Source organism: Bradyrhizobium diversitatis (assembly GCF_016031635.1).
Classification (GTDB): Bacteria; Pseudomonadota; Alphaproteobacteria; order Rhizobiales; family Xanthobacteraceae; genus Bradyrhizobium; species Bradyrhizobium diversitatis.
This window is the reverse complement of sequence record NZ_JACEGD010000006.1, coordinates 55,623-81,707: the sequence shown is the minus strand read 5'-3', so window position 1 is coordinate 81,707 and position 26,085 is coordinate 55,623. Positions and strand designations below refer to the sequence as shown.

Here is a 26,085-nt window from a genome sequence, read left to right as displayed (position 1 = left end):
TCCTCACCAGTTCCTGAACTTCGACGGCGGCGCGTAGAGTCCGCCAGACCAGCGCACGAGATCCTTGATCGAGCGCGCCGCGAGCAGGCTGCGATCCGCATCGAGCGGATTGATGCCGAGATCCTCCGGGCGCCGGATCACCCCGCGTTCGCGCAAGTGCGCGACCATGCGGTGATCCCGCCGACGGCCGACGTCGGTGTAGCCGGCGACGCCGCGGATGGCGTGCTCACGCTCCTGCGCAGTACGGCACAGCAGCAGGTTGGCAACGCCCTCCTCGGTGACGATGTGCGTGACGTCGTCGCCATAGATCATGATCGGCGCGAGCTCGAGCTCCAGCTTCTCCGCGAGTTCGATGGCATCGAGCTTCTCGACGAACAGCGGTACGTTCTTGTCGCCGAACGTCTCGCCGATCTGCACCACCAGCTTGCGGCCGCGGCGCATCAGGGGCGAGCCGTCCGGATCGGACTCCGCCCCGGCCTTCAGCCAGGGCTCGCTCGGATGACGCCGGCCGCGCGCATCCGCTCCCATGTTCGGCGCCCCGCCGAACCCGGCGATGCGGGAGGTGGTGACGGTCGACGAATTTCCCTGAAGATCGATCTGCAACGTCGAACCGATAAACATGTCGCAGGCATAGAGCCCGGCGGTCTGGCAAAAGGCACGGTTGGAGCGCAGCGAGCCGTCGGGGCCGGTGAAGTAGACGTCGGATCGGGCGCGGATGTAGTCGTCCATGCCGACCTCCGAACCGAACGAGTGGATTTGCCGGACCCAGCCGGATTCGATCGCCGGAATGAGTGCGGGATGCGGGTTCAGAGCAAAATGGGTTGCGATCTTGCCCTTGAGGCCGAGCCGCTCGCCGAAGGTCGGCAGCAGGAGCTCGATCGCGGCCGTACTGAAGCCGATGCCGTGATTGAGCCGCTGCACGCCATAGGGAGCATAGATGCCCTTGATCGCGAGCATCGCCGTCAGGATCTGTCCCTCGGTGATCGCGGCCGGATCGCGCGTGAACAGCGGCTCGACGAAGAACGGCTTGTCGGACTTGACGACAAAGTGGACACGATCCGCCGGGATGTCGACCCGCGGAACCTGCTCGACGATCTCGTTGACCTGGGCGATCACGATGCCGTCCTTGAAGGCCGTTGCCTCCACCACGGTCGGCGTGTCCTCGGTGTTCGGACCAGTGTAGAGATTCCCGTCATGGTCGGCGCTGACGGCAGCGATCAGCGCAACGTGCGGCGTCAAGTCGATGAAGTAGCGCGCGAACAGTTCGAGATAGGTGTGGACCGCGCCCAGCTCGATCTTGCCGCCGAACAGCATGCGCGCGATGCGGGCCGATTGCGGACCGGAATAGGCATAGTCCAGCCGCTTCGCGACGCCGCGGTCGAACAGATCCAGATGTTCTGGAAGAACGACGCCCGACTGCACCATGTGCAGATCGTTGACCCTGGAAAGATCGACCGCGAGCAGCGCGCGACTGAGCAGATCGGCCTGCTTCTGGTTGTCGCCTTCCAGGCAGATCCGGTCGCCCGGCCGGATCACGGCCTCGAGCAGGCGCGTGGCATTGCCCGCTTCCACGACTTTGCCGCGGGCAAGTCCGCCGCCTGCGGCGATGCGGGCATCACGCGTGGCGCGGTTGTTCTGCCAGCTCGTCATGGCCTTTGCTCCTTGACGCGCGTCAGGTCACGAACCGGTCCTCGACTTGCGCTGGTCTTCTCGATCACGCTCATGGAATTCTCCGGGGGTGGGCAGTCAGGCCGGCGGGAGTGCTGCCTCTCCCGCCGGCCCTCCGTTCACCGGCCGTGCGTTAGGACTGGCAAAATGCGGCGTCAGCGGGTGACCGGTTGATCGATGCTGCGCGCTGCGCGCGTGATGACAGCCGCCACTTCCTTGGGATGTGACTCGTAGACCGAGTGGCTCGCGCCCGGGATCACCGTTGTGTGGCTCTTGGCACGCTCGTAGTACCAGCGCTCCAGATCGGGGTTGATGATCTGGTCGCCGCCGGCAACGATGCCCCAGCTCGGCTTGGTCTTCCACGCAGCCGCCGTCAGTGGGGTGCTGAACACCTGTGCCGCGGCCAGGACCTGGGAGCGTGCCACGAACTCGGCGCGCTCACGCGGCAGATCGGGCGCGAACAGTTTCGGAAATTGCACGGGATCGAGATAGGTGAACTTGTCCGGCGTGACCTTGATGACGCCCTCGGTCTTTCCAAGCACGCTCGGCGTCTTCTTGCCAAGCGCCGATTCATCCTCGCCGACATCGGGGGCGTGCGCGGCGACGTAGACGAGGCCGGCGACTTTGGGATGAACGCCGGCCTCGGTGATGATCGAGCCGCCATAGCTGTGGCCGACGAGGAGTGTCGGACCATCCTGGAGATCGAGAATCCGCTTCGCTGCCGTGACGTCGTCGGCGAACGACGTTTCCGGCTCCTGCACCATGGTCACGCGGAAGCCTTCCTTGCTCAGGATCTCGTAGACCGGCTTCCAGCCGGACGCATCCACCCAGGCGCCGTGCACCAGGACGATGTTCTTAACGGGTTCCGCACGCGCCGGGGCGACGCTCGCGAACAGGGAAAGAGCTGCAGCAAAGGCGAGACCTGTGTTGAGGTGTTTCATGTCGGGATCACTCCGGGTTGGAACGATACGACACTACGTTGGCCGCTTGCCTGCGTATTTCGGCAAACAACGGCCCTTGCCACTTCGCACGCCGGGAATTATCGGCCGCAGCTCTGATCCAGCTCACGCTCCGGTTTCTCTGATGGCACGATCTCGTGCGCATGCAAAGCAGCCGACGTTCGCAAGCGAAAGACGGCGCGTATCGGTCCTGTCATTCCAGACAGACGTTCGCTACCGACACGAGAGGATCGACAATGACATCGAATTCACTCATCCGGATTGCAGCTGCCACTATAATCCTCCTGCAGGCGGCATCCCCGGCCCATGCTGCGTCCTGCGAAGATTCGATCGGGCGTGTCCAGGCACAGCTGGACGCCGCGATCGAGAAGAATGCCGGCGCACATGGCTGGAGCACGGAAAGCCTCGATGCACTGCGCGGTCATCAGCCCACGCCACGATCGCTGGCGCAAGCGGAAGGCGCGAGCGGAGTGTACCTTCGACTCGCGCTCGATGCCCTCGACCGCGCACGCGCCGCGGACGGCTCCAGCGACATCGCCACGTGCCGCCGGGAGCTGTCCGAAGCAAAGCGACTGCTTCGGAAGGGACCCCAATGATCCCGGGGTGGATAGCTTTCGATCGTGCGGCCAGACAGCGGGACGTGCATTCAGGGAATACCGGCACGCCGGCCGCTTCCTATCGTTCCGCACACATGAAAGAATCCGGAGCAGTCCATGCGAGAACAGCTCTCATTGAACAGGTTCGGATGCCACCGATTTGCATCGATGCATCTGGGCGTGGCGCTCGCAACCAGCCTGATTTGGCTGATCCCGGCCGCGGCGAATGCGCAGATGACGCTGCCGACAACGCTGCCTCCTGTCGGCATGTCTGCAACCTCGCCGCTCAACCTGGGCTCCACGCGGCCAGAAGGCATTCCGCTGGGCTCGACCGAAATCGCCACCCCTGGCGTATCTCCGATCAATCCTTCGCAAGCAATGACGAACTGCCCCCCATCAGGGAATACCGGATCGTCGGGGGCCTTGTTTGACGGCGGCGGGCTCTCCGGAAGCCCGTCACTCGGCTGCCCCGACGGCACGACGACCCAGGCGGCCTTGCCACCCTCGACATCGACGGTCGGACGCGTCGGGATTCCGCTCGGATCCACCGAGCTCGGCGGCGCCGGAATCAGTCCGTCCCTGCCGGTACCCGGCCCTGCCCCCATGGGCAGCACGAGCTCAATCGACGGTTCCGGCAATCCCTGAGATCAAGAAGGACCATCACCGTGAAACGGAAGCTCACCCTTGCACTGGTTGCTCTGGCCGCGATCCTGATCGGCGCAAGCCTCTGGTTCTACGGCAGCGACCACAGGCCGGTCGTGGCGGCCGCGCCGGTGCCAGCTGCCGTGCCGGTCGTCGCAGCCACCGTCACCGGCAAGGACGTCCCGATCTATCTGCGCGGCATCGGCACCGTGATCGCGTACAACACCGACGTCGTGCGCAGCCAGATTCAGGGGCAGATCGTCAAGATCGCCTTCACCGAGGGACAGACCGTCAAGGCCGGCGACCTGCTCGCCCAGATTGATCCGCGTCCCTACGAGGCGCAGATCGAGCAACTGACGGCCAACCGCGACAGGGACCAGGCGCAGCTCGTGAACGCCGAGGCCAATCTCGCACGCTACAATCAGCTCGGCGACAAGGGCTACGCGACCCCGCAACTGATCGAGACGCAGACGGCGCAGGTGGCGCAGCTCAAGGCCGCCGTGAAGGCCGACCAGGCGTTGATCGATCAGGCCAACGTCCAGCTCAGCTACACGCGCCTGACCTCGGCCATTCCCGGCATCACGGGCGTCCGCCAGATCGATGTCGGCAACGTGATCCATCCGACCGACCCCAATGGCCTCGTCGTCGTCACCCAGATCGAACCGATCTCGCTGCTGTTCACCCTGCCGCAGACCGACCTGCCCTTAATCCAGGAGCACGCTGCGAAGGGATCGCTGAAGGTCATTGCCTACAGCCAGGACAACAAGATGAAGCTCGACGAGGGCACGCTGCTGCTGGTCAACAACGAAATCGCAGGGACGACCGGCACCGTCCAGCTCAAGGCGGTGTTCCCGAACCGTGAGCACCGGCTGTGGCCGGGCCAGCTTGTGAACGCGCGCCTGCTGCTCGAAATTCAGAAGGACGCGCTCACTGTCGCGGGCTCGGCCGTGCAGCAGGGACCGAACGGCAGCTATGTCTACGTCGTGACCAAGGACCAGACGGCCGCCTTGCGCCCCGTTCACGTCGCACAGATCAGTGATGGCCAGGCACTGATCGACCAGGGGCTGAAGTCAGGTGACGTGGTCGTGGTCGACGGCCAGTATCGGCTGACGGAAGGCAGCCGCGTCCGGGAACTGCACGGCAAAGCTGCGCAGGAAGCCGACCTGCAGAGCGCCGTGCAGGACGCGATCCCATGAACCTCTCGGCGCCCTTCATCCTGCGGCCGATCGCAACCGCGCTGCTGATGGCCGGCTTGCTGCTGTGCGGCCTTGCGGCCTATCCACTGCTGCCGGTCGGTGCGCTGCCGAACGTCAACTACCCGACGATCCAGATCTCGGCGCAATTGCCCGGCGCCGATCCGGGCACCATTGCTTCGTCGCTCGCCACACCGCTCGAGCAGCAGCTCAGCCAGATCCCCGGCATCACCCAGCTCACCTCGTCCAGTGCGCTCGGCGTGGCCCAGCTCACGGTGCAATTCGAGCTGTCGCGGACGGTGGACAGCGCGGCGGTTGACGTGCTGGCCGCGATCAATGCCGCCAGCCCCTTCCTGCCGCCGAACATCCCCTACCCGCCGACGATCAGGAAGGTGAATCCGGCGGAGACGCCGATCATGCTGATCGCGCTGACGTCGGACTCGCTGCCACTGACCACGGTCGATGCCTACGCCGAAAACATCCTGCTGCCGAAGATTTCGCAGGTGCCAGGTGTCGGCCTCGTCGGCATCGGCGGCCAGCAGAAGCCGGCGATCCGTGTTCGCGTCAATCCGCAAGCGCTTGCCGCCCGTGGGATCGGTCTCGAAGACGTCCGCAACGTCATCGCCGGCGCCAATGTCGATCTGCCCAAGGGCACGCTCAACAGCCCGCGCGTCACCTACACGCTGAACACCAACGACCAGCTGCTGAAGCCCTCCGCCTATGAAGACCTCATCATCGCGTATCGCAACGGCTCGCCGGTGCGAATCCGCGATATCGGCACGGCGATCGAGGCGCCGGAAAACGATCTCCTGGCCGGCTGGTACGGCAAAGAGCGCGCCATTATTCTGGCGGTCCAGCGCGTGCCCGGCGCCAATGTGATCGAAACGGTCGACCACATCAAGAAGCTGCTGCCGCAGCTGCAGGCCTCCGTTCCGCCGGCGATCAAGGTGACGATCGCCGCCGATCGCACCGCCACCATTCGCGCAGCGGTTTCCGACGTCCAATTCACATTGCTCCTGACCGTCGCCCTGGTGGTGATGGTCATATTCCTGTTCCTGCGGAATTTCTGGGCCACCGTCATTCCGGCGATCACCGTTCCCCTGGCGCTGATCGGGACGTTCGCGGTGCTCTATGTGCTCGGCTACAGCCTCGACAACCTCTCGCTGATGGCACTGTCGATCGCCGTCGGATTCGTGGTCGACGATGCCGTCGTGGTCATCGAGAATATCGTGCGCCATCTCGAACAGGGCATGACGCCGCTGGAGGCGGCACTCAAGGGCTCCGCCGAGATCGGCTTCACGATTGTCTCCATCACCTTGTCGTTGATTGCAGTGTTCATCCCGCTGTTCCTGATGGGCGGCTATGTCGGCAAGCTGTTCCAGGAATTCGCCGTCACTATAACCGCCTCGCTGCTGCTCTCGCTGGTCATCTCGCTCACCCTGACGCCCATGATGTGCGCGCGCCTTCTGAAGGACGATTCGCGAAGGAAGCACGGCCGGGTTTATCTCCTGTTCGAGCACGGCTTCGATGCCCTGCTTGCGCTCTACGCGCGGGGCTTGCGCGTGGTGCTGCGGCATCGCTTCGCGACGCTGCTCGTCATGCTCTCGACTGTCGCGTTGACCGGCTACCTCTACGTGATCATCCCGAAGGGATTCTTCCCGCAACAGGACACCGGGCAGATCGTCGGCATCACCGAGGCCGCCCAGGACATCTCCTTCCCCGCCATGTCCGAACGCCAGCAGGCGATCGTCGACATCCTATCGAAGGATCCGGCAATCCAGTCGGTGGCGAGCTATATCGGGCCGGGGGGCCCAACCGCAACGCTCAACCAGGGGCGCATCTTCATCGTGCTGAAGCCGAAGCCGGAGCGCAAGGCGAGCGCCGACCAGATCATCGATCGTCTGCGCCCGCGGCTTGCCCATATCCAGGGCATCACGCTCTATATGCAGGCGGCGCAAGACATCACGATCGGCGCGCGCCTGTCGAAGACACAGTATCAGTACACCCTGACGGACGCCGATTCCAACGAGCTCACCCACTGGTCGGCGATCTTCCTGGAGAAGCTCCGCGCGCTCGACGTCATCAGCGACGTCGCAAGCGACCAGGCCAACGCCGGCCCACGGCTGGAGGTCACCGTCAATCGCGAGGTCGCCTCGAGCTTCGGAATCCTGCCGACGACGATCGACAATGCGCTCGACGACGCTTTCGGCCAGCGCATCGTCTCCACCATGTTCACCTCGCTGAACCAGTACCACGTCGTGATGGAGGTCGATCCCAAGTTCCAGTACGGGCCCGAAGCGCTCAAGGACATCTACCTGAACTCGGCCAGCGGCCAGCAGGTCCCGCTCAGTACGCTGGTCCATGCCGTCATCAAGCCTGCGCCCATCCTGATCAACCACCAGAGCCTGTTTCCCTCGGTGACGATCTCGTTCAACCTGCGGCCAGGCGTCGCGCTGGGCGATGCGGTGACGGCGATCCAGAAGATCGAGAAGGACACCGGAAAGCCCGCCTCGCTGTCGACGTCGTTCCAGGGCAACGCCCAGGCCTTCCAGTCCTCCCTGTCCGGCACGCCGCTGCTGATCGGGGCCGCGTTGATCGTGATCTACATCATTCTCGGCGTTCTCTATGAGAGCCTGATCCATCCGATCACGATCCTGTCGACGCTACCCTCGGCGGGTATCGGCGCGCTGCTGCTGCTGCTGGCTGTCCACATGGACCTCAGCGTCATCGCCATCATCGGCATCATCCTGCTGATCGGCATCGTCAAGAAGAACGGCATCATGCTGGTCGATTTCGCGCTCGAAGTGGAGCGCCGGCACGGGCTCAGCCCTGAAGAGGCGATCTACCAAGCCTGCACGCTTCGCTTCCGCCCGATTCTGATGACGACGATGGCTGCGCTGCTCGGCGGCGTGCCGCTGATGGTCGGCTCCGGCACCGGTGCGGAGCTGCGTCAGCCGCTCGGCTACACGATCGTCGGCGGCCTGATGCTGTCGCAGATCCTGACACTCTACACCACGCCCGTCGTCTATCTCTATCTCGATCGGCTCGGCAACTGGCTCACCGGGCGCAAGCCGCAGGCCGCCAAGACATCCACCCCATCCACGACCGAGGCACAGACGGAATTGAGCCATGAATCCGCTTGAGAAAGTGACGACCGGCATGACCGCCGAAAAACTGGTGACCGTCACGCCCGAGATGACAGTCGGCCATGTGGTGCCGGGCATGCCTGAAGTCTACGGCACGCCGATGATGATCCTGCACATGGAAATAGCAGCCGGATCGGCGGTTCAGCCGTTCCTTCCCGCAGGTCATGTCAGCGTCGGGATGATGGTCAATATCCGCCATCTGGCCGCGACGCCGGTCGGCCGCACGGTGCGGGCGACGGCACGGGTCATTGCGATCGACGCCAGAAGCGTCCTGTTCGAGGTCGAGGCCTGGGAGGGCGACCGCAAGATCGGCGACGGCACCCACCGCCGTGGCGTCGTCAATGTCGCCGAGTTCGAGCAGCGATTCGGCGTCACGAGGCCAACCGCCGAGATGGCCCAGGATCGCATCCAGCAAGCCCGATCGCAGTTTCGTGCGTTTTGACAAGACGCCTGCGAAAACGCAAAAGACCTCCCGTCGGCGGCGCGCTAGACCTTCCGCATGATGCTCGAACGCCTAGGTGGCTCACCCCCCGTACAGCCCCAGCGATGGTGGCGGCGTTTGCTGCCGATCCAGACAATACAGGATCGGATTCTGCTGTGGGCTTGGGGTAGCCTTGTTCTGACCCTGCTGTCCTTCGCCTGTTCACTGCTTGGAGACAATTTCACGGCGATCGCTTTCGCTGCTTTTTTAGCCGCTTCGCTGACGCTCGTCGGCGCGATCATGGATATCACGGCCCTGAAGAAGACCAGTGCCGAGCTGGAGCGGAGCGAGCAGCGCTACCGCCAGCTGTTCAACCGCATGCCGATCGCATTCCGGCAGCTCGACGCCAGCAGACTCGTTGCGCTGTTCCGAAAGCTGCGTGCCGAGGGCGTCAAGGACCTCGGCGCCTATTTCGACAGCCATCCCGAATTCCTCCGCACCTGCATGGATGCGCTCACGTTTCAGGAGGCCAACGAACGAGCCATCCAGATGTTCGGGGGAGGCGTCGAAAGCTTCGTCGGACGTTCCATGGCGGACACCTGGAGGGAACGGCCCGATACGTTCCGCCGGGCGATGGAGTCCCGCTATCGCGGCGAGACGAATTTCGAGGAAGAGACCAAGATGGTCACTTGGGACGGTCGCATCGTCGACGTTCTCTTCACGACCGCGCGCGTCGGCCCTATCAATGATCTCGAAATAAGCCTGGTCGGCACGATCGACATCTCACAGCGTCTTCGCGCCCAGCAGAAGCTCCAGCAGGTACAGGCCGAGTTCGCGCATGCCGCCCGGGTCTCGATGCTCGGCGAGCTCACCGCATCGATCGCCCACGAAGTCAATCAGCCCCTCGCAGCCATCGCCACCAATGGCGCCGCCGGACTGCGATGGCTGAACAGGCCCACTCCCGATATCGTCGAGATCCGCAAGACCATCGAAAACATCGCCGTAGATGCGCAGCGGGCGGCGAACATCGTGGCGCGCGTTCACGGAATGGCTTCCCGGAGGGCCCCCGAACAGACATCGCTGTCATTTGATGAAATCATTCGCGAAGCGCTTCTCTTCCTCCGGCACGAACTCGAATCCCGCGCGGTGACGATCGTGCATCGGCCCGACCCGAGCGCGCCGCAGGTGCTCGGTGATCGCACCCAGCTCCAGCAGGTGATCGTCAATCTGGCCATCAACGCGGTGCAGGCAATGACGCAGGCCGGATATGACGATCGCCGGATCGTCATCAGCACGATCACGCCGGACCCGTCGACACTATGCTGCTCTGTTGAGGACAACGGGCCTGGCATCGATGCCGAACATGTCGGTCGGCTCTTCGACAGCTTCTTTACGACCAAGGAGACCGGGATGGGCATGGGACTGTCCATCTGCCGGTCGATCGTCGAAGCGCATGGAGGCCGGATCGGCGCGGAAGGCAATGGCGCGCATGGCGGAGCCCGTTTCTGGTTCACGCTGCCGGTCTCCGTCCGGGCGGATGCGCCGTGCTGCGATGCGTGACCGCAACGCGCCTGTCGCTGGCTCTATTCCCGGGCCGCAGCCGAGCGCACAAGGCGAATCGGAACGCCCTTGTATGACGGCGTGAAGCTGAGAGGATCCCGGGCATAGAGCGGGACCAGCGGATTGGTTTCCGGATAGTACGCGGCGCAGCAGCCGGTCGGGAACGAATAGGCCACCACGCGGAAGTTGCGCACGATCCGCTCGGCGCCATCGGTTGATACGGTGATCAGGTCGACGCGGTCGCCGTCGACCAGTCCCCGCTTCTTCAGCTCATACTCGTTGAGGAAGACCACGTCGCGCTGGCCGAACACGCCGCGGTAGCGGTCGGACATCGAGTAGAGCGTGGTGTTGTACTGATCGTGGCTGCGTATGGTGGTGAGCCAGAGGAAATCGGCATCGCTCTGCGGGTCTTCGCCGCACCCCGGAAACACCAGGAAGTTCGCCTTGCCCGACGGCGTCGCCCATATCCGCTCGCGCGCCGTCGAGGTGAGGTGGAAGCCGCCGGGGACACGAATACGGGCATTGTAACCCTGGAAAATCGGGAACACCGCCTCGATCGCATCGCGGATCCTGTCGTAGTCGGCAACGAAGCCGTCCCAGTCGACCACGGTGCGTTCGCCCAGCGTCGCCTTGGCGACGCCGGCAATGATCGCAACCTCGCTGCGCAGATGCTCCGATGCAGGCTTGTTGCGGCCGCCGGACGCATGCACCATCGACATCGAGTCCTCCACCGTGATCGATTGCGGCCCTGACGCCTGGATATCGATCTCGGTGCGTCCGAGGCATGGCAGGATCAGGGCGGCGCGGCCATGGATCAGGTGGCTGCGGTTGAGCTTGGTCGAGACGTGGACGGTGAGATCGAGCTTGCCGAGTGCCGCCTGCGTCGCCTGCCAATCCGGAATGGCCGCGGCGAAATTGCCGCCCATCGCGAAGAAGGCCTTCACCTCGCCGCGGATCATCGCCTCCAGCGCGGTCACCACGTTGTGTCCCGGCGCGACCGGCGGCTTGAAGCCGAAGCGTTGCTCGAGGCGATCGAGGAAGTCCGCCTTGGGAACCTCGGTGATTCCCACGGTGCGATCGCCCTGCACGTTGGAATGGCCTCGAACCGGGCAGACGCCGGCGCCCTCGCGCCCGACATTGCCGCGCAACAGCGCGAGGTTGGCGATCTGCTGCACGTTGTGCGCGCCGCGCCAGTGCTGGGTGATGCCCATGCCGTAGACGATGATGGCACGCTCGGCCTTCCTGTACGCGCCGGCGGCGTATTCCATGTCCTCGCGCGTCAGGCCGGACTGACGTTCGATGTCGGGCCATTGCGTGCGCTTGAGGTCGTCGATCAACGCCTCAACACCGACGGTGTGACCGCGAATGAAATCCCAGTCCAGGATCTCCGGCTGCTCGGCGGTGCGGGCGGCCTCGTCCGCCTCGACCAGGATCTTCATGATCCCTTTGAGGACAGCGACGTCGCCGCCGACCCGCACCTGGAAGAGCTTCGAGCTGATCGTCGTCGAGCTCAGCGTGATCATCTCGATCGGGCTCTGCGGCGCCTGGAATCGCTCCAGCGCACGTTCGCGAAACGGGTTGAACGAGATGATCGATGCGCCGCGACGCGCCGCATTGCGCAGGCTGGTCATCATCCGCGGGCTGTTGGTGCCCGGATTCTGGCCGAAAATGAAAATGCAATCGGCCTTGTCGAAGTCCTCCAGCAGCACGGTGCCCTTGCCGACCCCGAGTGAGTACGGCAGGCCGACGCTGGTCGCCTCATGGCACATGTTCGAGCAGTCGGGGAAATTGTTGGTACCGTATTCGCGCACGAAGAGCTGGTAGAGGAAAGCTGCTTCGTTCGAGGTCCGCCCGGAAGTGTAGAACTCCGCCATGTTCGGATCCGGCAATGCCCTGAGCTCCCGTCCGATCATGTCGAACGCATCGCTCCATTCCACCGGGACATAGCGGTCGGATGCGGCATCATAGGCCATCGGATGCGTGAGGCGTCCGACCATTTCGAGATCATAATCATTCCAGCTGGCGAGCTCGGTGACGGTGTGCTCCGCGAAGAACTCCGGTGTGCAACGCTTTGACGTCGCCTCCCAGGCGATCGCCTTGCCGCCGTTCTCACAGAATTCGAACGAAGAAGTGTGCTTCGGATCGGGCCATGCGCAACCGGGACAATCAAAGCCCTGCGGCTGATTCATCCGGCTCAGCGTCGCCGCGCCCTTCAGCGGCACCCGCTGCACCAGAAGCGCCTCGCTGAGCGCCTTGAGTGCGCCCCAGCCGCCGGCAGGTTCACGGTAGGGACGAACCGATTTCTTGGTCATCTCGATGTCTCTCGATCTTGCGCTTCTCCGGGTCAGTTAAGGATCACGCGGGCAGAGCCGTCTTTTCAAAACGAAGCCGAATTTCTCAATTGCACACGGCCGAGCCCGGCCGGCTTGCCGCAACAGCCCGTGCATTCCGGCAAGAAGAACGCCGTTCGCGGAAGCTGGAACAGCAGGTGGAAACTAGGCTGGACGGTTGGAGCCCCGTCGAAACAGAGGGCTTTGGACAATCCTCAGGAGCGACCCAACATGTTCTCACGACGTGATTTGCTGGCCATGTCCGCGGCAGGCGCCGCCATGGTCGGCACAGGTGCGCAGGCCGCAAGCTTCGGCAATCCGGACGAGCCACCGCAAGGTGCCGTAAACGCCACGAGTCCGGGAAGCCTGACCGATCCCGGTCCGCAGAATCCCGCGCTGGCCAGGCAATTCCCATCGGTGCAGAGCCCGCCCGCGACCGATGTCGGCGGCCTGCCGATGGATTGGGCCTCCTTCAATAATGCGCCGAAGCGCATCCAGAATGGCGGCTGGGCCCGTCAGGTCACCGTTGCGGATTTCGCCATCTCCAAGGAGATATCCGGCGTCAACATGCGGCTGTCCGCCGGCGGCATCCGCGAGCTGCATTGGCATCAGGCCGCCGAATGGGCGATCCTACGGCACCTGCCGCATCACGGTGCTCGACACCCAGGGACGCCCCTATGTCGCCGACGTCAAAGCCGGCGACCTCTGGTATTTCCCGTCGGGCGCGCCTCATTCGTTGCAGGGATTGGGGCCCGACGGCTGCGAGTTCGTGATCTGCTTCGATGACGGCCACGCCAATGAGTTCAACACGCTGCTGGTAACGGATTGGCTCGCCCATACCCCGCCCGAGGTCCTGGCGAAGAATTTCGGCGTCCCAGCCGAGGCCTTCGCAAAGATCCCGCTGCACAATCTCTGGATCTTCCAGGGGACGGTGCCCGGCGATCTCGCCGCCGATCGCGCCGCAGTCGCCAGGCACGCCGAAGCGCCGCCCTACCCCTTTGTCCACTCGCTCGGCAGCTCAACCCCGGTCAAGGAGAGCTCTGCCGGAAGCATCCGCGTTGCCGACAGCAGCAACTTCAAGGTGTCCACGACCGTCGCCGCGGCACTGGTGACGATGCCGCCGGGAGCGGTCCGGGAAATGCACTGGCACCCGAACGCCGACGAATGGCAGTACTACATCAAGGGCAAGGCGCGGATGACGGTGTTCGACACCGGTCCGAACGCGCTGACGACGGATTTCGCGGCCGGCGACATCGGCTATGTCCGGCGCAATCTCGGCCATTATGTCGAGAATGTCGGCGATACCGAGCTGCAGTTCGTCGGCGTGTTCCGTGCGCCGCGCTACGAGGAGGTCTCGCTCACCAACTGGCTGACGCACACACCGCCCAAGCTCGTCGCCCAGCATTTCAACATCGACGAGAAGCTGATCGCGAAATGGCCGGACAACAGTCCCGGCGTCATGCCCAAGTCCTGAAGGAAGCCGTTCAACGAGAGCTCCTCAACGCGAAAGGCGCCGGCAACGGCGCCTTTCTTCGTGTCCGCTGTAGTTCCGCGGCAAGTTCGAGCCGTCTGGCCGTCAGTAGTGGTCGACGGCCTGGACAGACTTGCCGCGGAAGACGCGGTAGCCGACCGCGACATAGAGCAGCATCAGCGGAAAGACGAACAGGCCGGCCCCCCAGAACATGAACGCGAGACTTGCATGAGGCGCCGCGGCCTCGTCGATCGTCAGGACGAACGGAATCATATAGGGCCAGAATGACAGGGCGAGCGTGCCGAACGCCGCCGCGAAGATCAGCGCGACCATGTGAAATGGCCAGTAATCGTCGTGGCGCAGGACACTCGTGGCGAGCACGGCAGCGGCACCGGCCCCGATGAGCGGAAACAAGAACAGATAGGGCCGGTCGGTCCAGCGCTGCAGAATCGGCAGATGTTCGGCAAGCGCATAGGCGAAGACGACGATCAGGAACATCAGGACGCCGATCGCCAGCGGCGGGATCTGGCGCCGCGCGGCGTCCCGAACGAGACCATCGCACTTCCGCACCAGCCAGCAGGCGCCGAGCAGCGAATATCCGAAGCAGAGTCCAATCCCGCACAGGGCGGAAAAGGCGGTGAGCCAGCCGAACGTCCCGCCGACGTAGTCGCCGTTGGAGAATTGAAGTCCTTCGACCAGGGCGCCCACCATCGCGCCCTGCATGAAGCTGGCAGCGAACGAGCCCGCGACGAAGCTGACGTCCCAAATCCAGCGCGAACGGAGCGCCTTGCTGCGAAACTCGAACGCAACGCCGCGGAGGATCAATCCGAGCAGCATCACGATAACCGGGATATAGAAGGCTGACATCACCGTGGCATATGCCAGCGGAAACGCGCCCCACATGATCACGCCCGCGACGACCAGCCAGGTCTCGTTGCCATCCCAGACCGGAGCAACCGTGTGCAGCATCGTCTCCCGCTTCGCCTCGCTGCGTGCGAGGCCGCATAGCATCCCAACCCCGAGGTCGAAACCGTCCAGAAGGAGATAGATCAGGATGCTGATGGCAAGAAGCGCAACCCAGAACGTCACCATGGCTATTCTCCCGCCTCGACGATTGTCGGCATTTTGTCGGCGAGCGACATCGGCCGGTTGGGCACGGGAACGTCCAGCGGTTTGCCGCTGAGTCCCGCCGGTCCGGCGCGCAAGAGCCGATAGATGTAATAGGTTCCGAACGAGAAGATGAAGGCATAGACCGCGACGAAGAGGATCAGCGAAGCCGTGGCGGCCGACGCGGTCAGGAACGGCGTCGCGGCATCTGCCGTGCGTAGCACGCCATAGACCGTCCATGGCTGGCGGCCGACTTCCGCGGTGTACCAGCCCGTGAGGATGGCGATCCAGGGCAATGGAAAGCTGAGGAAGATGCCCCACAGCAGCAAGCGGCTGCGCTCGAGCCGATGCTTGAGCCCTAGCCAGGTCCCGAGCCAGGCAAGCCCCAGCATCACGAAGCCGCAGCCGACCATGATGCGAAAGGCAAAGAACGGGATTGCCACCGGGGGGCGGTCCTGCGGCGCGAAGCTGCTCAGGCCGACCTCCTTCGAGCTCAGGCTCATGCTTGCGATGATGCTGCCGAGCACCGGGATCGAGATCGCATATCTGTTCGATTCGGTGCTCGAGTCCGGGATCGCGATCAGCACCTCCGAAGCCGGTTGCTCGTCATGCCAGCGCGCTTCGATCGCGGCGAACTTGGCCGGCTGGTAATCGTGAACGTAGTCGCCGACGAGATGCCCGATGAACAATTGCAGCGGAAGCAGCGCCGCCGCGAGCGCAAGACCCATGCGCAGCATCACATGCGCCTCGGCCCGATAGGTCCGGCGCAGCAGATACCACGCGCCGGTCGCCGCCACGCAGAACGCGCCCGTCAGATACGAGGCGAGCAGCATGTGCGGAAACCTGACCCAGACCACCCGGTTGAAGATGATCTGTGCCCAATCGTCAGGCACGAACTGGCCGTTTTGCAGGACATAGCCGGTCGGCACCTGCATCCAGCTGTTGTTGACCATGATCCAGAACGCCGACAGCGTGGTTCCAAGCGCGACCATCGCGGTCGAGAACAGATAGAACCAGGGCGGTACCCTAGGCCGTCCGAAGATGAGGATACCGAAGAAACCCGCCTCCAGCATGAAGGCGGTGAACGTCTCGTAGGCCAGTAGCGGGCCCTGGATCGGCCCCGACATCTTGGACAGCACGCTCCAGTTCGTTCCGAACTGGAACGCCATCACGACGCCCGACACGACGCCCATGCCGAAGGCGACACCGAAGATCTTGAGCCAGAACTCGAACAACGTCCGGTACACTGGCCTGCCGCTGTACTGGTGCATCGCTTCGAGCACGGTCAGCCAGGCGGCAAGCCCGATCGTGAACGCCGGGAAGATGATGTGGAACGAGATGGTGAACGCGAACTGCAGCCGCGACAGGAGAAGCGCCGTCGGATCCATTGGGAAGCCTCCTCTCCAATCATGCCCGTGCCGGGGGCGCCGCCGCCGCCTGCGCGGCCGGCGGCGGGATGTTGTCGACCTTGAGCACCTCCGCCGTCGCGGCACGAATCTGGCGACAGAAATCCGCGTCATCGATCAGCGATACGCCATAGGACGGGATGATCTGCTTCAGCTTCGGCAGCCAGGCGCTTGCCGTCAGCTCGCCGGCGAAGCATTTCTCCAGCACGCTGATGGCGATGAAGGCCGCGGTGGACGCGCCCGGCGAGGCGCCGAGAAGGGCCACCAGCGAATGATCGTCCGCGCCGACGAGCTCAGTGCCGAATTCGAGCAGTCCGCCGCGCGTGACATCGGGCTTGATGATCTGGACGCGCTGGCCCGCCACCTGCAACCTCCAGTCCTTCGGGTCTGCCTTCGGGAAATACTCGTCGAGCGCCGCCAGACGGTGGCTCTCGGACTGCAGCACCTGTCCGACCAGGTACTCGGTCAGATCGAAATTGTCGCGCGCCACCGAAAGCAGCGGCTTGACGTTCGCGGGACGGATGGACTCGAAGAGGTCGAGCAGCGAGCCATGTTTGAGGAACTTGCTCGAGAAGCCGGCATAGGGGCCGAACAACAACGAGCGCTGGCCGCCGATCACGCGCGTGTCGAGATGCGGCACCGACATCGGCGGCGAGCCGACCGCGGCCTTGCCGTAGACCTTGGCATGATGACGCCGGTTGATCTCCGGATCATCGCAGCGCAGCCAGATGCCGCTGACCGGGAAACCGCCATAACCGCGTCCTTCCGGAATCCCGGACTTCTCCAGCAGCGGCAGCGCACCGCCACCGGCACCGATGAAGACGAACTTCGCGCGGACGGACCGCGTCTCGCCGCTGTCGGTGTCGCGCACCTCGATGCGCCAGCGACCGTCCTGCTCGCGAGCGAGATCGGTGACACAGCTCTTGTAGTGCACGGCGCAGCCCGGCTGTCCGACGAGATGACGGACGAGAAGATGCGTCAGTGAGCCGTAGTCGACGTCGGTCCCCGTGATGATACGCGTTGCCGCCACGGGATCACCGCCAGTGCGGCCATCCATTACCAACGGCGCCCACTCGGCGATTTTCGTCGGATCCTCGCTGTATTCCATGCCCTCATAGCAATGATGGGCGGCCATCGTCTTGAACCGCTTCCTGAGAAAGGCGACGTTGTCGACGCCGTGCACGAAGCTCATGTGCGGCACGGGATGAATGAAGGATCGCGGATCGGCGATCGCGCCGCGCCCGACGAGATAGGACCAGAACTGCCGCGACAGGTCGAACTCGACATTGACCTGGAGCGCCTTCGAGATATCGACGCTGCCGTCGGGCCTCTCCGGCGTGTAGTTCATCTCGCAATTGGCCGCATGCCCGGTGCCCGCATTGTTCCACGCGTCCGAGCTTTCGAGCGCACAATCCCCGAGGACCTCCAGCATCTGGATCGAGAGGGAGGGCTCGAGCTCCTTGAGAAAGGCGCCGAGGGTGGCACTCATGATGCCGGCACCGATGAGGACGACGTCGGTTTCGCGGTCGGACACTGCTGACATGGTCTTTCCCTTCATTGGGTGTTGCTGTTCGGATGTCTCGATCAGGCTCGCGCCGGTTGCTGTCCCTTGGCGCGGAACGGCACGTCCGCTCCCGGCCGCAGCACCACATAGGCACGGCGCCAGGACGAATCGTCGGTCAATTTCCAGCTATGCCCCGAGCCAGCGGTGTCTTCGGCCAGGAGGACGTTGCCGGGGTGAATCAGAAAGTTGTGGCCGTCACGTGTCTGGAAATCGAGCGTTCCGCTCAGCGTGATCACCAGTTGCCGGATCGGCGCGGTGTGCCAGGAGAAGGCGCCGCCCGACTCGGTCTCCTGGAAGGAGACGCTGACGGCATCGATCTTGCCGCTCAGGAAGTCGCCGCGCTGGCCGGGCTCCAGCTCGAGGATACCTTCCTCGAAATGCGAGTTATTGTCCTCTCCGGTCCATAGACGTACACAGCGGATCATCGTATCTCTCCTTTTCCGGCTTCCGAGCCGATTGCGAGCGGCACCTTGATCTCGGCCACATAGGGTCTGACCATCTTGGCGGGATCCACGATGCGGTCGAACTCCGGCTCGGTCACGAAGCCGAGCTTCAGCGCCGCAGATTTCAGCGTGAGATCGTTGTCCATCGCGTAATGCGCGATCCGCGACGCCTTGTCGTAGCCGATCACCGGCGCCAGCGCGGTCACGAGCATCAACGACTTCTCGACATACTCCTGAATCTTCCTGCGGTTCGGCTCGGTGCCCTCGACGAGGAATGTACGGAAGTTCGTGCAGCCGTCGGCCAGGATGGTGATGGACTGCGCGATGTTGTGGATGATCAGGGGTTTGTAGACGTTCATTTCGAGATAGCCGCCGGCGCCACCGAACCCGACGGCGACGTCGTTCGCCATCACCTGCACGGCGATCATCGTCAGCGCTTCCGCCTGTGTCGGATTGACCTTGCCCGGCATGATCGACGAGCCGGGCTCGTTCTCGGGGATCAGCAATTCGGCAAACCCCGCACGCGGACCGCATGACATCAGGCGGATGTCGTTCGCGATCTTGTAGAGCGAGCCGGCGAGCGTCCGCAGCGTGCCGGACAGCTGCACCAGCGCGTCATGCGCGCCCTGCACCGCGAACTTGTTCGGCGCGCTGACGAACGGCAGACCCGTCAACCGTGCGACCTCGGCCGCAACGGCCTCGGCGAATCCGGGCGCCGCGTTGATCCCGGTACCAACGGCCGTGCCACCGAGAGCGAGCCGGAAGACGTCCTTGAGGGCGTCGCCGATGCGCGTCAGATCGTCGGCGAGCATGCCGGCGTAACCCGACCATTCCTGCCCGAGCGTCAGCGGAGTCGCATCCTGCATGTGGGTCCGGCCGATCTTGACGATATCGTCCCACTGGCTCGACTTTGCCGCGATCGCGTCATGCAGCGCCTCGACCGCGGGAACGAGCCGTTCCGTCACGTTCAGCGCGGCCGCGATATACATGGCCGAGGGGAAGCTGTCGTTCGACGATTGCGACATGTTGACGTGATCGTTCGGATGAACCGGCAGCTTGCTGCCGAGCGCGGTGCCCGCGAGTTGGCAGCACCGGTTCGAGATCACCTCGTTCACGTTCATGTTGAACTGCGTTCCGCTGCCCGTCATCCAGACGTGAAGCGGGAACATGTCGTGATGCTGGCCCGCGAGAATTTCGTCACAGACCTGGACGATGAGCTTGTGGATCTTGCCGTCGAGCCGACCGCCTGCGTAATTGGCGTTGGCGGCCGCCTTCTTCAAGATCGCGTAGGACTGGATCATTTCGCGGGGCATCAGGTCCCTGCCGATGCTGAAATGCTCGAGCGAACGTTGCGTCTGCGCGCCCCAGAGCTTGTCCGCGGCAACACTCACTTCACCCAGGCTGTCGGTCTCTTTGCGGAGGTCGTTCATTCTTGCCTCTCTGGCAGTTGATGTCGGCGCCGCCGTTCCGGCGCTTGCTGGAAATCATAGACCGCGCGCAGCGCGCCTGCTACCGCGAGCGAACGTCCCTTTTCCGAATGGCATGGTGCGTCGGCGCATGTCCGGGAGACCGATCAGCCGGTGTCGCGCCAGCGCCGATTCCGCAAGCACACCAGGAGCACACAGCTCGACAATGCGATCGGCACGGCAAGGCCGGCCGCATCCAGCCGCTTCGTCGCATAACCGCCGGCCACGGCGCCGAACAGGAACATCAGGCAGAGCACGAGCATGGCCGCGCCGCCACGCGAGGCGTCGCGATCGGATGTCGACACGAATTGATCGATGGCGCGCAGCATGTTGCCGGTCACGGTGACCGAGAGATAGCCCCAGCGCTCGACGTGCCTGAAGCTGGCGGACTGCAGCGCGATACCAAAGGATATTCCGAAGATGGCGATTGGATCAGGGATCCGGTGCAGCAGCAGCATCGCCGCCGCGAGGCAGGCAATATGCGCCATGAGACAACACAGCGGCGCCTGGACACGGACCGCCACCCAGGCGCCGAGAAGAAATCCGACGATCGGCAGCAGATGGTCCGCCGCCCGCGGCCATTGCCCGGACAGGGCGTCGATGCCAAGGAAGACGACATTGCCGGTCTGCGAGCTCGCGAACACACCACCGAGCGAGAGCCAGGTGAAGGCATCGAGGAATCCGCCGGACATGGTCAGCATGGATGCAACCAGGAGCGATCGCTCCGGCGCATGGGCTGTGACGCGTGGGTCCGCTCCCGGCACCGCAGATGCGGCCTGCGTCGTCATACTGGTCGGCCCGCGAGGTTAACACCCGAGGCGCGGCGCGGCCTCGTCGGGCAGCAAAACGCGCCGCGGGTGTGTGAACACGCCGTATCCGTCATCGCGGGCAATCGCCACGAGCGTGATGCCCGCTTCCTTCGCAGTCTGGATGGCGAGCGCGGTCGGAGCGGATACGGCCACGACGACCGGCACGCCCATCATCGCCGCCTTCTGCACCATCTCGACCGAGACGCGGCTCGTCAGGAGCACGGCGCCCTCGCCGGCCGAAACGCCGTCGCGGAGGACCGCACCCGCGAGCTTGTCGAGAGCATTGTGCCGGCCAACGTCCTCCCGGACCGGACCGATGCCGCTGCGCGGCGTCCAGAACGCCGCCGCATGAACGGATCGCGTGTGCTGATTCAATGTCTGGAGCGGAGACAGGGCCTGCATCGCGTCCAGCAGATCCCGTGCGCGGAAGACAATGTTACGATCTTTCACCCGCGAGGGTGCACGGCGCGCCTGTTCAAGGCTTTCGATACCGCATAGCCCACACCCAACCGGACCGCTGATGGCACGGCGGCGGGCCGCCAAGGACGCCGAGCAGTCGCCATCGAGCCACATCCGCACCTCGACGCCCAGCTCGTTCGGAATCAGATCGATGCTCCTGATTTCGTCTCTTCGTCCTACGATGGCTTCGGTGAGGCTGAAGCCGATACCGAAATCCTCCAGGTCGGCGGGCGTTCCCATCATCACGGCATGGGTCGAGCCGTTATAGGTGAACGCGATGGCCGTCTCCTCGGCGATCAGCCGAGAGGTCGACCGCGTCTGGCCGCCGCGCCAGGCAATCTCCGAGTGCCGCGTGAAAGTCGATCCCGTCATCATGGCTCACACCGTCGCCGGCTGGGCCGAGTGGCGGGACGCCCGGCTCCTGAGCGCCAGCCCGAATGCAATGAAACCCCAGCCCTGGAAGATCAGGTCGACCACCAGCATCGCACCGGGCAGCCACAGGCCGATCGCGGGCCAAGCCGCCACCAGCATGACGCCGACACAGACCGTCAGAACACCGGCCGCGACGATCCAGCGCCAACCCGCAGCCGGTCGCATATGAAAGCCTGCCCAGATCCGCATCACACCGGCAACGACGAGGAAGGCGCACACCGCGAGAGACAGCGTGAACGAGGCCAGGACCGGATCAAAGAGGATGATGATCCCGGCCGCGCCGTAAACAACGCCCGCGAGCAGCCAGAACAGGAATCCCCGCATAGCGCGCACCGAGAAGGCATGCACAATCTGGAAGACGCCGGCGGCAGCCATGGTGGCGCCAATGACCAGCACGGAGGCGAGACTGGCGGCCACCAGGTTTGCGGACGCAATGCCACCGAGGACCAATTCGCCTGCGCCCAGAGCAACGAACCAGCCCCATTTTCCGCTGATCGCGTGGATGGCCCTTCCAAGCGACGCCTTCGAGTTCGACATATCTGCCATGGCTTGACCCTCGCACGTATGACCGCTCTCCCGGTCATGGATGGGAGAAAGCGTACAAGCGGGCCCACGCACCATCTTTCGCAAAAACGACGATATTGTTGATCTGCACGATGCGGAGCGTTGGCGCGGTGAGCTTGCGGGGCACGAACGGGAAGCTTCCCGTCGCCGCGCGTCGAGACCGCGCTAGGCCCGCCGCGGGATCCCGACGACGGTCCTGGTCCCGTCGGGTCCGAAGCGGATATCCATCGTTCCATTCAGACGCGCAACGAGCATATCGACGATGGAACGGTCGAGCCCGGGCCGGCCTTCGGCGGTTGCCCCATTGTCGATGATACAGCACATGACCGAATTTGCCGTTCCCCAGACTTCGAGCCGGATGGCGCCGGCCCCATCGAGGGAGAGGTGACGCGCCGAGGCGGTAATCAGTTCGAAGACGATCATGCCCAGCAGCCAGCAACGCTCGGAGCTTACCTTGAGCGGCTGGAGCAGGAGCGAAAGCGCGATGCCCTCATACTCGAGCCGTGAGCGGCTGATCGACCTGCACAGTTGCTGGAGATAGGAGGCCAGATCGATGGTCGTGGCGAACTGGGGCATCTGCAATGCGTGGTGGAGGCACACATGGCTTTCCAGTCGATCCTGCACGGAAGTGAGTATCGCTCTCGCCTCCGCGCCTTCGCAGCGACCGGCAGCCTCCGACAGCAACTCGATCACGGATACGAGCTCGCCCTCGATCTGATGGGCCAGCTCGCGCAGCAACATGCGCTCCGCGTTGGTGCCGCTATCCGGTGATAGCTCCGAGAGACTGCTCATCCTTCACACGCCTCCCGGCCGAACGGCTTGCCTTCTTACGAATTCGCACCGCTCCGCCCGGTCTCGTACAGGAACCAGATCCGCCGCTCCGTCTCGTCGATCCAGTTCTCCAGCAGGCTCGCGGTGGCGACATCGTCATATTCGTCGCAGAGCTCGTGGACCCGGCGCATTTCCCGGGTCAGCTGCTGATTGTCGCTGCGCAGCTCGGCCAACATATCCTGCGGATCGACATAATCCGCGTCATTGTCGAGAATGCGCTGCTCGCGGGCGATGTGACCGATCGATCGCAGCGTGGTGCCGCCGATCTTGCGCGCGCGCTCGGCGATATCGTCGGTCATGGCGAAGATCTGTTCGGCCTGCTCATCGAGCATGAGATGGTAGTCGCGAAAATGACTGCCAGATACGTGCCAATGGAAGTTCTTCGTCTTCAGGTACAGCGCGAAGACGTCGGCGAGCAGCGCTCTCAACGCGGCAGGAACATCCCGGTTCGCATTGGCTCCCAGATCGGTCGGGCCTTGCAGGTCTGCTTTTGTCATGGTTGGCATCCTTGTTGGAAAGTGGACAATTTCTAGCCAGAGGGCGGGCAGCCGGTCTTTCCGTGCCGAAGCATCGTTCCCGGATTGCACGCCCACAGGCGCGCGGTGACTCATTCGGTCGGCTTCATCCGCTGCCGCTGCGGCAGAGGCGAGATCGTCGCGAACACGCCATCGCGACGGATCAGGGCGTGGAACAGCGCCGCTGCCAGATGCAGCAGCACGAGGGCGAAGAACGCGAACCCCAGATAGACATGCGCATTCCAAAACAGCGTGTGCGCGTGGTCGCTCTGCGGCAGCAACGCCGGAATCCGAATCCCGCCATACAGGACAACCGGATAGGCCGCAGCCCAGAGCATGCCGAGACCTAGCAAGGGCATGACGATCATGAAGCCATAGAGCAAAAGATGCGACAATCGCGCTCCCAGCTTCATCGCCGGCGGAAGGTCGGCCGGCAATGGCGGTGCGCCGAAATGAAGCCGCAACGCCAGCCTGACGAGGACGAGCACGAGGAGCGCAACGCCGAGCGTCTTGTGGATCAGGATGAGCGGCAGGTATTTCTGAGCCACGGAGGACACCATGCCTACACCGATGAAGAGCATGGCGATGATGCAGATCGCCATCAGCCAGTGCAGCAGCCGCTGGATCGGGGCGAAGTGTTGCGGGGCATTGGTCATGGCTTGGCAACCTCGGTTCTCGGATAGTCGCTGGCTTCGGCTGCGCGAAGATCGTAGGATTTGCGGTAGACGGACGAGCGCGCCGCCGGGAAGGGATCGTCCGACACCCGGACTCCCTGCGGCAGCACGGTCGGATCGAAGTTGATGTCGCGGCATGGCCCATCCCGCTCGGGTTCAATTCGCTGCACGACCAGCGTTCCAACCTGGACCTTACGCCGGTTCTCCGGCCAGGCTTTGCTCGGATCTGCGGTGGGATCGCCCGGATCGGCCACCGTGGTGACCATGGTCCACCGTTGCGGCGCCGACCGCACCCGGTTCGTGATCTCCTGCTCGAGAAAATTCGGGCCGCGCTTCTCCAGCTCCGCCTGCGCGATGGAAGTCGGCGCTGCCGTGGGCACCAGCGACCACCGCACAGCGTGCTCGTCGCCCTTCGCGTTCGTGAAGACAAAGCTGTTGAGACTGTTATACGAGTCCTCCGCGTAGCTTCCGGTCCAGGGCGCCGCCTTGGCCCAGGCCGCGAAAGCGGCGAACTCCGGATTTGCGCTGATGAACGTCTTCATCGCCTCCGGATCCTTCTTGCCGGCCGCAACCAGCAGATCGTGAAACGCGTCAGGCGTGGACACCGCAAAGAATGGCGGGTTGATCATCGCCATTCGCCACTCCTCTCCGTCCGCCGCCGATATCTGGAGCCCCATGCCGCGCACGCGCACGGTCGCGTCCACCGCGTTCGGATCGGCCGTACCGAGATTGAAACGGCCCAGAGCCGGATAGCGGCCCTGCACGAACACCTTGGCGCGGGACAGCTCGACACCACTTCCGTTCGCTTCGAACATGCCGGTGAAGCAGATTCCCTTGGCATGATTCCGCCGGTGCCCCAGCGGCGGGCCGCTCGGAGGCGTCAATGCTGCAATCATGCGATCCGGCGTAAGACGCCCCGGCGTGAGCCATCCCGCGGTATACGCAAAGGCGGCGGCGCTGCCGCCGACCACGGCGGCAATCAGAACGAGCCATCCAAGGCTCGAACGCTCTACTCTGCCTGGCTGGTTCATCAAGTCCTCTCGCAACGCGGCGGCCGCCCGGCGCTTGAAAGCGCGCAGCTCACCGCTCAATGACAGGAAGCCAACTTAGCGGACCGTCGCTATTCCAATCTTCCCAAACGCACCGTCAATTTCGTGAAGGCACGGCGGGCCTATCCGATAAGGTCACCACCGATATCGCACGTGAAGCGGCTTCGGGCCTTCCCGGCATCAACCGACGTCGGGTCGCCGCGCGGTCGCGTGCAGTCTTCGCCGGCAAGTACCTGGCGAAAGCCATCGCCTTCTCGCAACAGTGATGCACAATCACGGGCTTTGCGAACAAAGCGGCCTATATATCTCAACATAGAATACAATTCTGGAAACGCCGTCAGCCGAGCAGCGATCCCCGCCAAGCGACTCTCCGCACGAGAAAGCAATGGAGACTCGCTATGAATGCATTCAAGATCCTAATCGCCTCGGTGCTGATCTCAGCTGCGACAGTGTCGTCGGCCTCCGCCGCCTGGTCCTTCGCCGACCAGGAGCCCGCAACCTTTGCCTCCATGTATCCCGACCGCGACGTGCTGAATGGTGGCGCGTTGACCCCGGCAGGACGAATGGGACTCGAGCGCCCCGGTGGCGCGGCTCCCGTGTTTGGCGCGGTTCAGGTTCGCAACCACCACTGGCGCCGATGACAAGCCGGACGAGCAATCAAGTACAACTACCAGATCCAGATGACCATCGTTCACGCCTCGAACGGAGTACGACCGCGCGATGCGGCGTACCCGCGGCGTGGATGTACATGCATCCCTTCGTGCAACGACGAAAATGATC

At 63.9% G+C, this 26,085-nt stretch carries 22 protein-coding genes and 1 pseudogene; 8 read left to right on the top strand and 15 right to left on the bottom strand.

Annotated features, from left to right (window positions below):
• Positions 1–3: 3 nt before the first annotated feature.
• Both mdcA and H1B27_RS07110 read right to left on the bottom strand, forming a co-directional pair.
• Positions 4–1,650 carry a malonate decarboxylase subunit alpha gene (mdcA, locus tag H1B27_RS07115; protein ID WP_197965493.1) on the bottom strand — a complete coding sequence of 549 codons (1,647 nt, stop codon included), beginning with the start codon at positions 1,648–1,650 and terminating at the stop codon, positions 4–6.
• A 173-nt stretch (positions 1,651–1,823) separates the two neighbouring features.
• A complete protein-coding gene (locus H1B27_RS07110) occupies positions 1,824–2,609 on the bottom strand; it encodes an alpha/beta hydrolase (protein ID WP_197965492.1) in 786 nt (261 codons plus the stop codon).
• A gap of 254 nt (positions 2,610–2,863) precedes the next feature.
• Between H1B27_RS07110 and H1B27_RS07105 the strand changes: the two genes are divergently transcribed.
• The 6 genes from H1B27_RS07105 to H1B27_RS07080 all read left to right on the top strand — a co-directional run bounded on the left by H1B27_RS07105 (position 2,864) and on the right by H1B27_RS07080 (position 10,185).
• On the top strand, positions 2,864–3,223 hold the full coding sequence (locus tag H1B27_RS07105) for a hypothetical protein (RefSeq protein WP_197965491.1): 360 nt from the start codon (positions 2,864–2,866) through the stop codon (positions 3,221–3,223).
• Between the two features lie 117 nt (positions 3,224–3,340).
• A complete protein-coding gene (locus tag H1B27_RS07100; RefSeq protein ID WP_063816704.1) occupies positions 3,341–3,868 on the top strand; it encodes a hypothetical protein in 528 nt (175 codons plus the stop codon).
• Positions 3,869–3,888: 20 nt separating this feature from the next.
• Positions 3,889–5,061: an efflux RND transporter periplasmic adaptor subunit gene (locus H1B27_RS07095; protein WP_061882091.1), complete on the top strand. Its 1,173-nt coding sequence runs from the start codon at positions 3,889–3,891 to the stop codon at positions 5,059–5,061.
• Positions 5,058–8,201: an efflux RND transporter permease subunit gene (locus H1B27_RS07090; protein WP_197965489.1), complete on the top strand. Its 3,144-nt coding sequence runs from the start codon at positions 5,058–5,060 to the stop codon at positions 8,199–8,201. Before H1B27_RS07095 ends, H1B27_RS07090 begins: the two co-directional genes overlap by 4 nt.
• Complete coding sequence (locus H1B27_RS07085; protein WP_197965488.1) at positions 8,188–8,646, top strand: thioesterase family protein; 459 nt, start codon at positions 8,188–8,190, stop codon at positions 8,644–8,646. The genes H1B27_RS07090 and H1B27_RS07085 overlap by 14 nt, the downstream gene beginning before the upstream one ends.
• 117 nt (positions 8,647–8,763) lie before the next feature.
• Positions 8,764–10,185, top strand: coding sequence for a sensor histidine kinase (locus H1B27_RS07080; RefSeq protein WP_246515235.1), 1,422 nt, complete (start codon positions 8,764–8,766; stop codon positions 10,183–10,185).
• 23 nt (positions 10,186–10,208) lie between these two features.
• On the opposite strand, the gene H1B27_RS07075 is transcribed toward H1B27_RS07080, so the two are convergent.
• A complete protein-coding gene (locus H1B27_RS07075) occupies positions 10,209–12,497 on the bottom strand; it encodes an FdhF/YdeP family oxidoreductase (protein WP_197965486.1) in 2,289 nt (762 codons plus the stop codon).
• A 249-nt stretch (positions 12,498–12,746) separates the two neighbouring features.
• On the opposite strand from H1B27_RS07075, the pseudogene H1B27_RS07070 reads away from it, so the two are divergent.
• Positions 12,747–13,989 (top strand): annotated as a pseudogene (locus H1B27_RS07070) (cupin domain-containing protein).
• A 102-nt stretch (positions 13,990–14,091) separates the two neighbouring features.
• On the opposite strand, the gene cydB reads toward H1B27_RS07070, so the two are convergent.
• From cydB to H1B27_RS07010, 12 genes are all read right to left on the bottom strand, one after another.
• Entirely contained in the window at positions 14,092–15,078 is a 987-nt protein-coding gene (cydB, locus tag H1B27_RS07065; protein WP_197965485.1) for a cytochrome d ubiquinol oxidase subunit II, read from the bottom strand.
• A gap of 2 nt (positions 15,079–15,080) precedes the next feature.
• Complete coding sequence (locus H1B27_RS07060) at positions 15,081–16,481, bottom strand: cytochrome ubiquinol oxidase subunit I (protein WP_061882084.1); 1,401 nt, start codon at positions 16,479–16,481, stop codon at positions 15,081–15,083.
• Between the two features lie 19 nt (positions 16,482–16,500).
• Positions 16,501–18,042, bottom strand: a complete 1,542-nt coding sequence (gene mqo, locus H1B27_RS07055; protein WP_197965484.1) for a malate dehydrogenase (quinone) — start codon at positions 18,040–18,042, stop codon at positions 16,501–16,503.
• A 41-nt stretch (positions 18,043–18,083) separates the two neighbouring features.
• Positions 18,084–18,488, bottom strand: a complete 405-nt coding sequence (locus H1B27_RS07050) for a cupin domain-containing protein (protein ID WP_197965483.1) — start codon at positions 18,486–18,488, stop codon at positions 18,084–18,086.
• On the bottom strand, positions 18,485–19,936 hold the full coding sequence (fumC, locus tag H1B27_RS07045) for a class II fumarate hydratase (protein ID WP_197965482.1): 1,452 nt from the start codon (positions 19,934–19,936) through the stop codon (positions 18,485–18,487). The genes H1B27_RS07050 and fumC overlap by 4 nt, the downstream gene beginning before the upstream one ends.
• 143 nt (positions 19,937–20,079) lie before the next feature.
• Positions 20,080–20,673: a YoaK family protein gene (locus H1B27_RS07040; RefSeq protein WP_245312167.1), complete on the bottom strand. Its 594-nt coding sequence runs from the start codon at positions 20,671–20,673 to the stop codon at positions 20,080–20,082.
• A gap of 105 nt (positions 20,674–20,778) precedes the next feature.
• On the bottom strand, positions 20,779–21,615 hold the full coding sequence (gene fdhD / locus H1B27_RS07035) for a formate dehydrogenase accessory sulfurtransferase FdhD (protein WP_197965480.1): 837 nt from the start codon (positions 21,613–21,615) through the stop codon (positions 20,779–20,781).
• A 3-nt stretch (positions 21,616–21,618) separates the two neighbouring features.
• A complete protein-coding gene (locus tag H1B27_RS07030; RefSeq protein WP_197965479.1) occupies positions 21,619–22,218 on the bottom strand; it encodes an HdeD family acid-resistance protein in 600 nt (199 codons plus the stop codon).
• A 183-nt stretch (positions 22,219–22,401) separates the two neighbouring features.
• On the bottom strand, positions 22,402–23,028 hold the full coding sequence (locus H1B27_RS07025; protein ID WP_197965478.1) for a histidine kinase dimerization/phosphoacceptor domain -containing protein: 627 nt from the start codon (positions 23,026–23,028) through the stop codon (positions 22,402–22,404).
• 35 nt (positions 23,029–23,063) lie between these two features.
• Positions 23,064–23,564 carry a Dps family protein gene (locus H1B27_RS07020; RefSeq protein WP_197965637.1) on the bottom strand — a complete coding sequence of 167 codons (501 nt, stop codon included), beginning with the start codon at positions 23,562–23,564 and terminating at the stop codon, positions 23,064–23,066.
• Positions 23,565–23,674: 110 nt separating this feature from the next.
• A complete protein-coding gene (locus tag H1B27_RS07015; protein WP_197965477.1) occupies positions 23,675–24,238 on the bottom strand; it encodes a cytochrome b in 564 nt (187 codons plus the stop codon).
• Complete coding sequence (locus H1B27_RS07010) at positions 24,235–25,287, bottom strand: catalase family peroxidase (RefSeq protein ID WP_197965476.1); 1,053 nt, start codon at positions 25,285–25,287, stop codon at positions 24,235–24,237. Before H1B27_RS07010 ends, H1B27_RS07015 begins: the two co-directional genes overlap by 4 nt.
• Before the next feature lie 416 nt (positions 25,288–25,703).
• On the opposite strand from H1B27_RS07010, the gene H1B27_RS07005 reads away from it, so the two are divergent.
• Positions 25,704–25,946, top strand: a complete 243-nt coding sequence (locus H1B27_RS07005; protein ID WP_061882075.1) for a hypothetical protein — start codon at positions 25,704–25,706, stop codon at positions 25,944–25,946.
• Positions 25,947–26,085 lie beyond the last annotated feature (139 nt).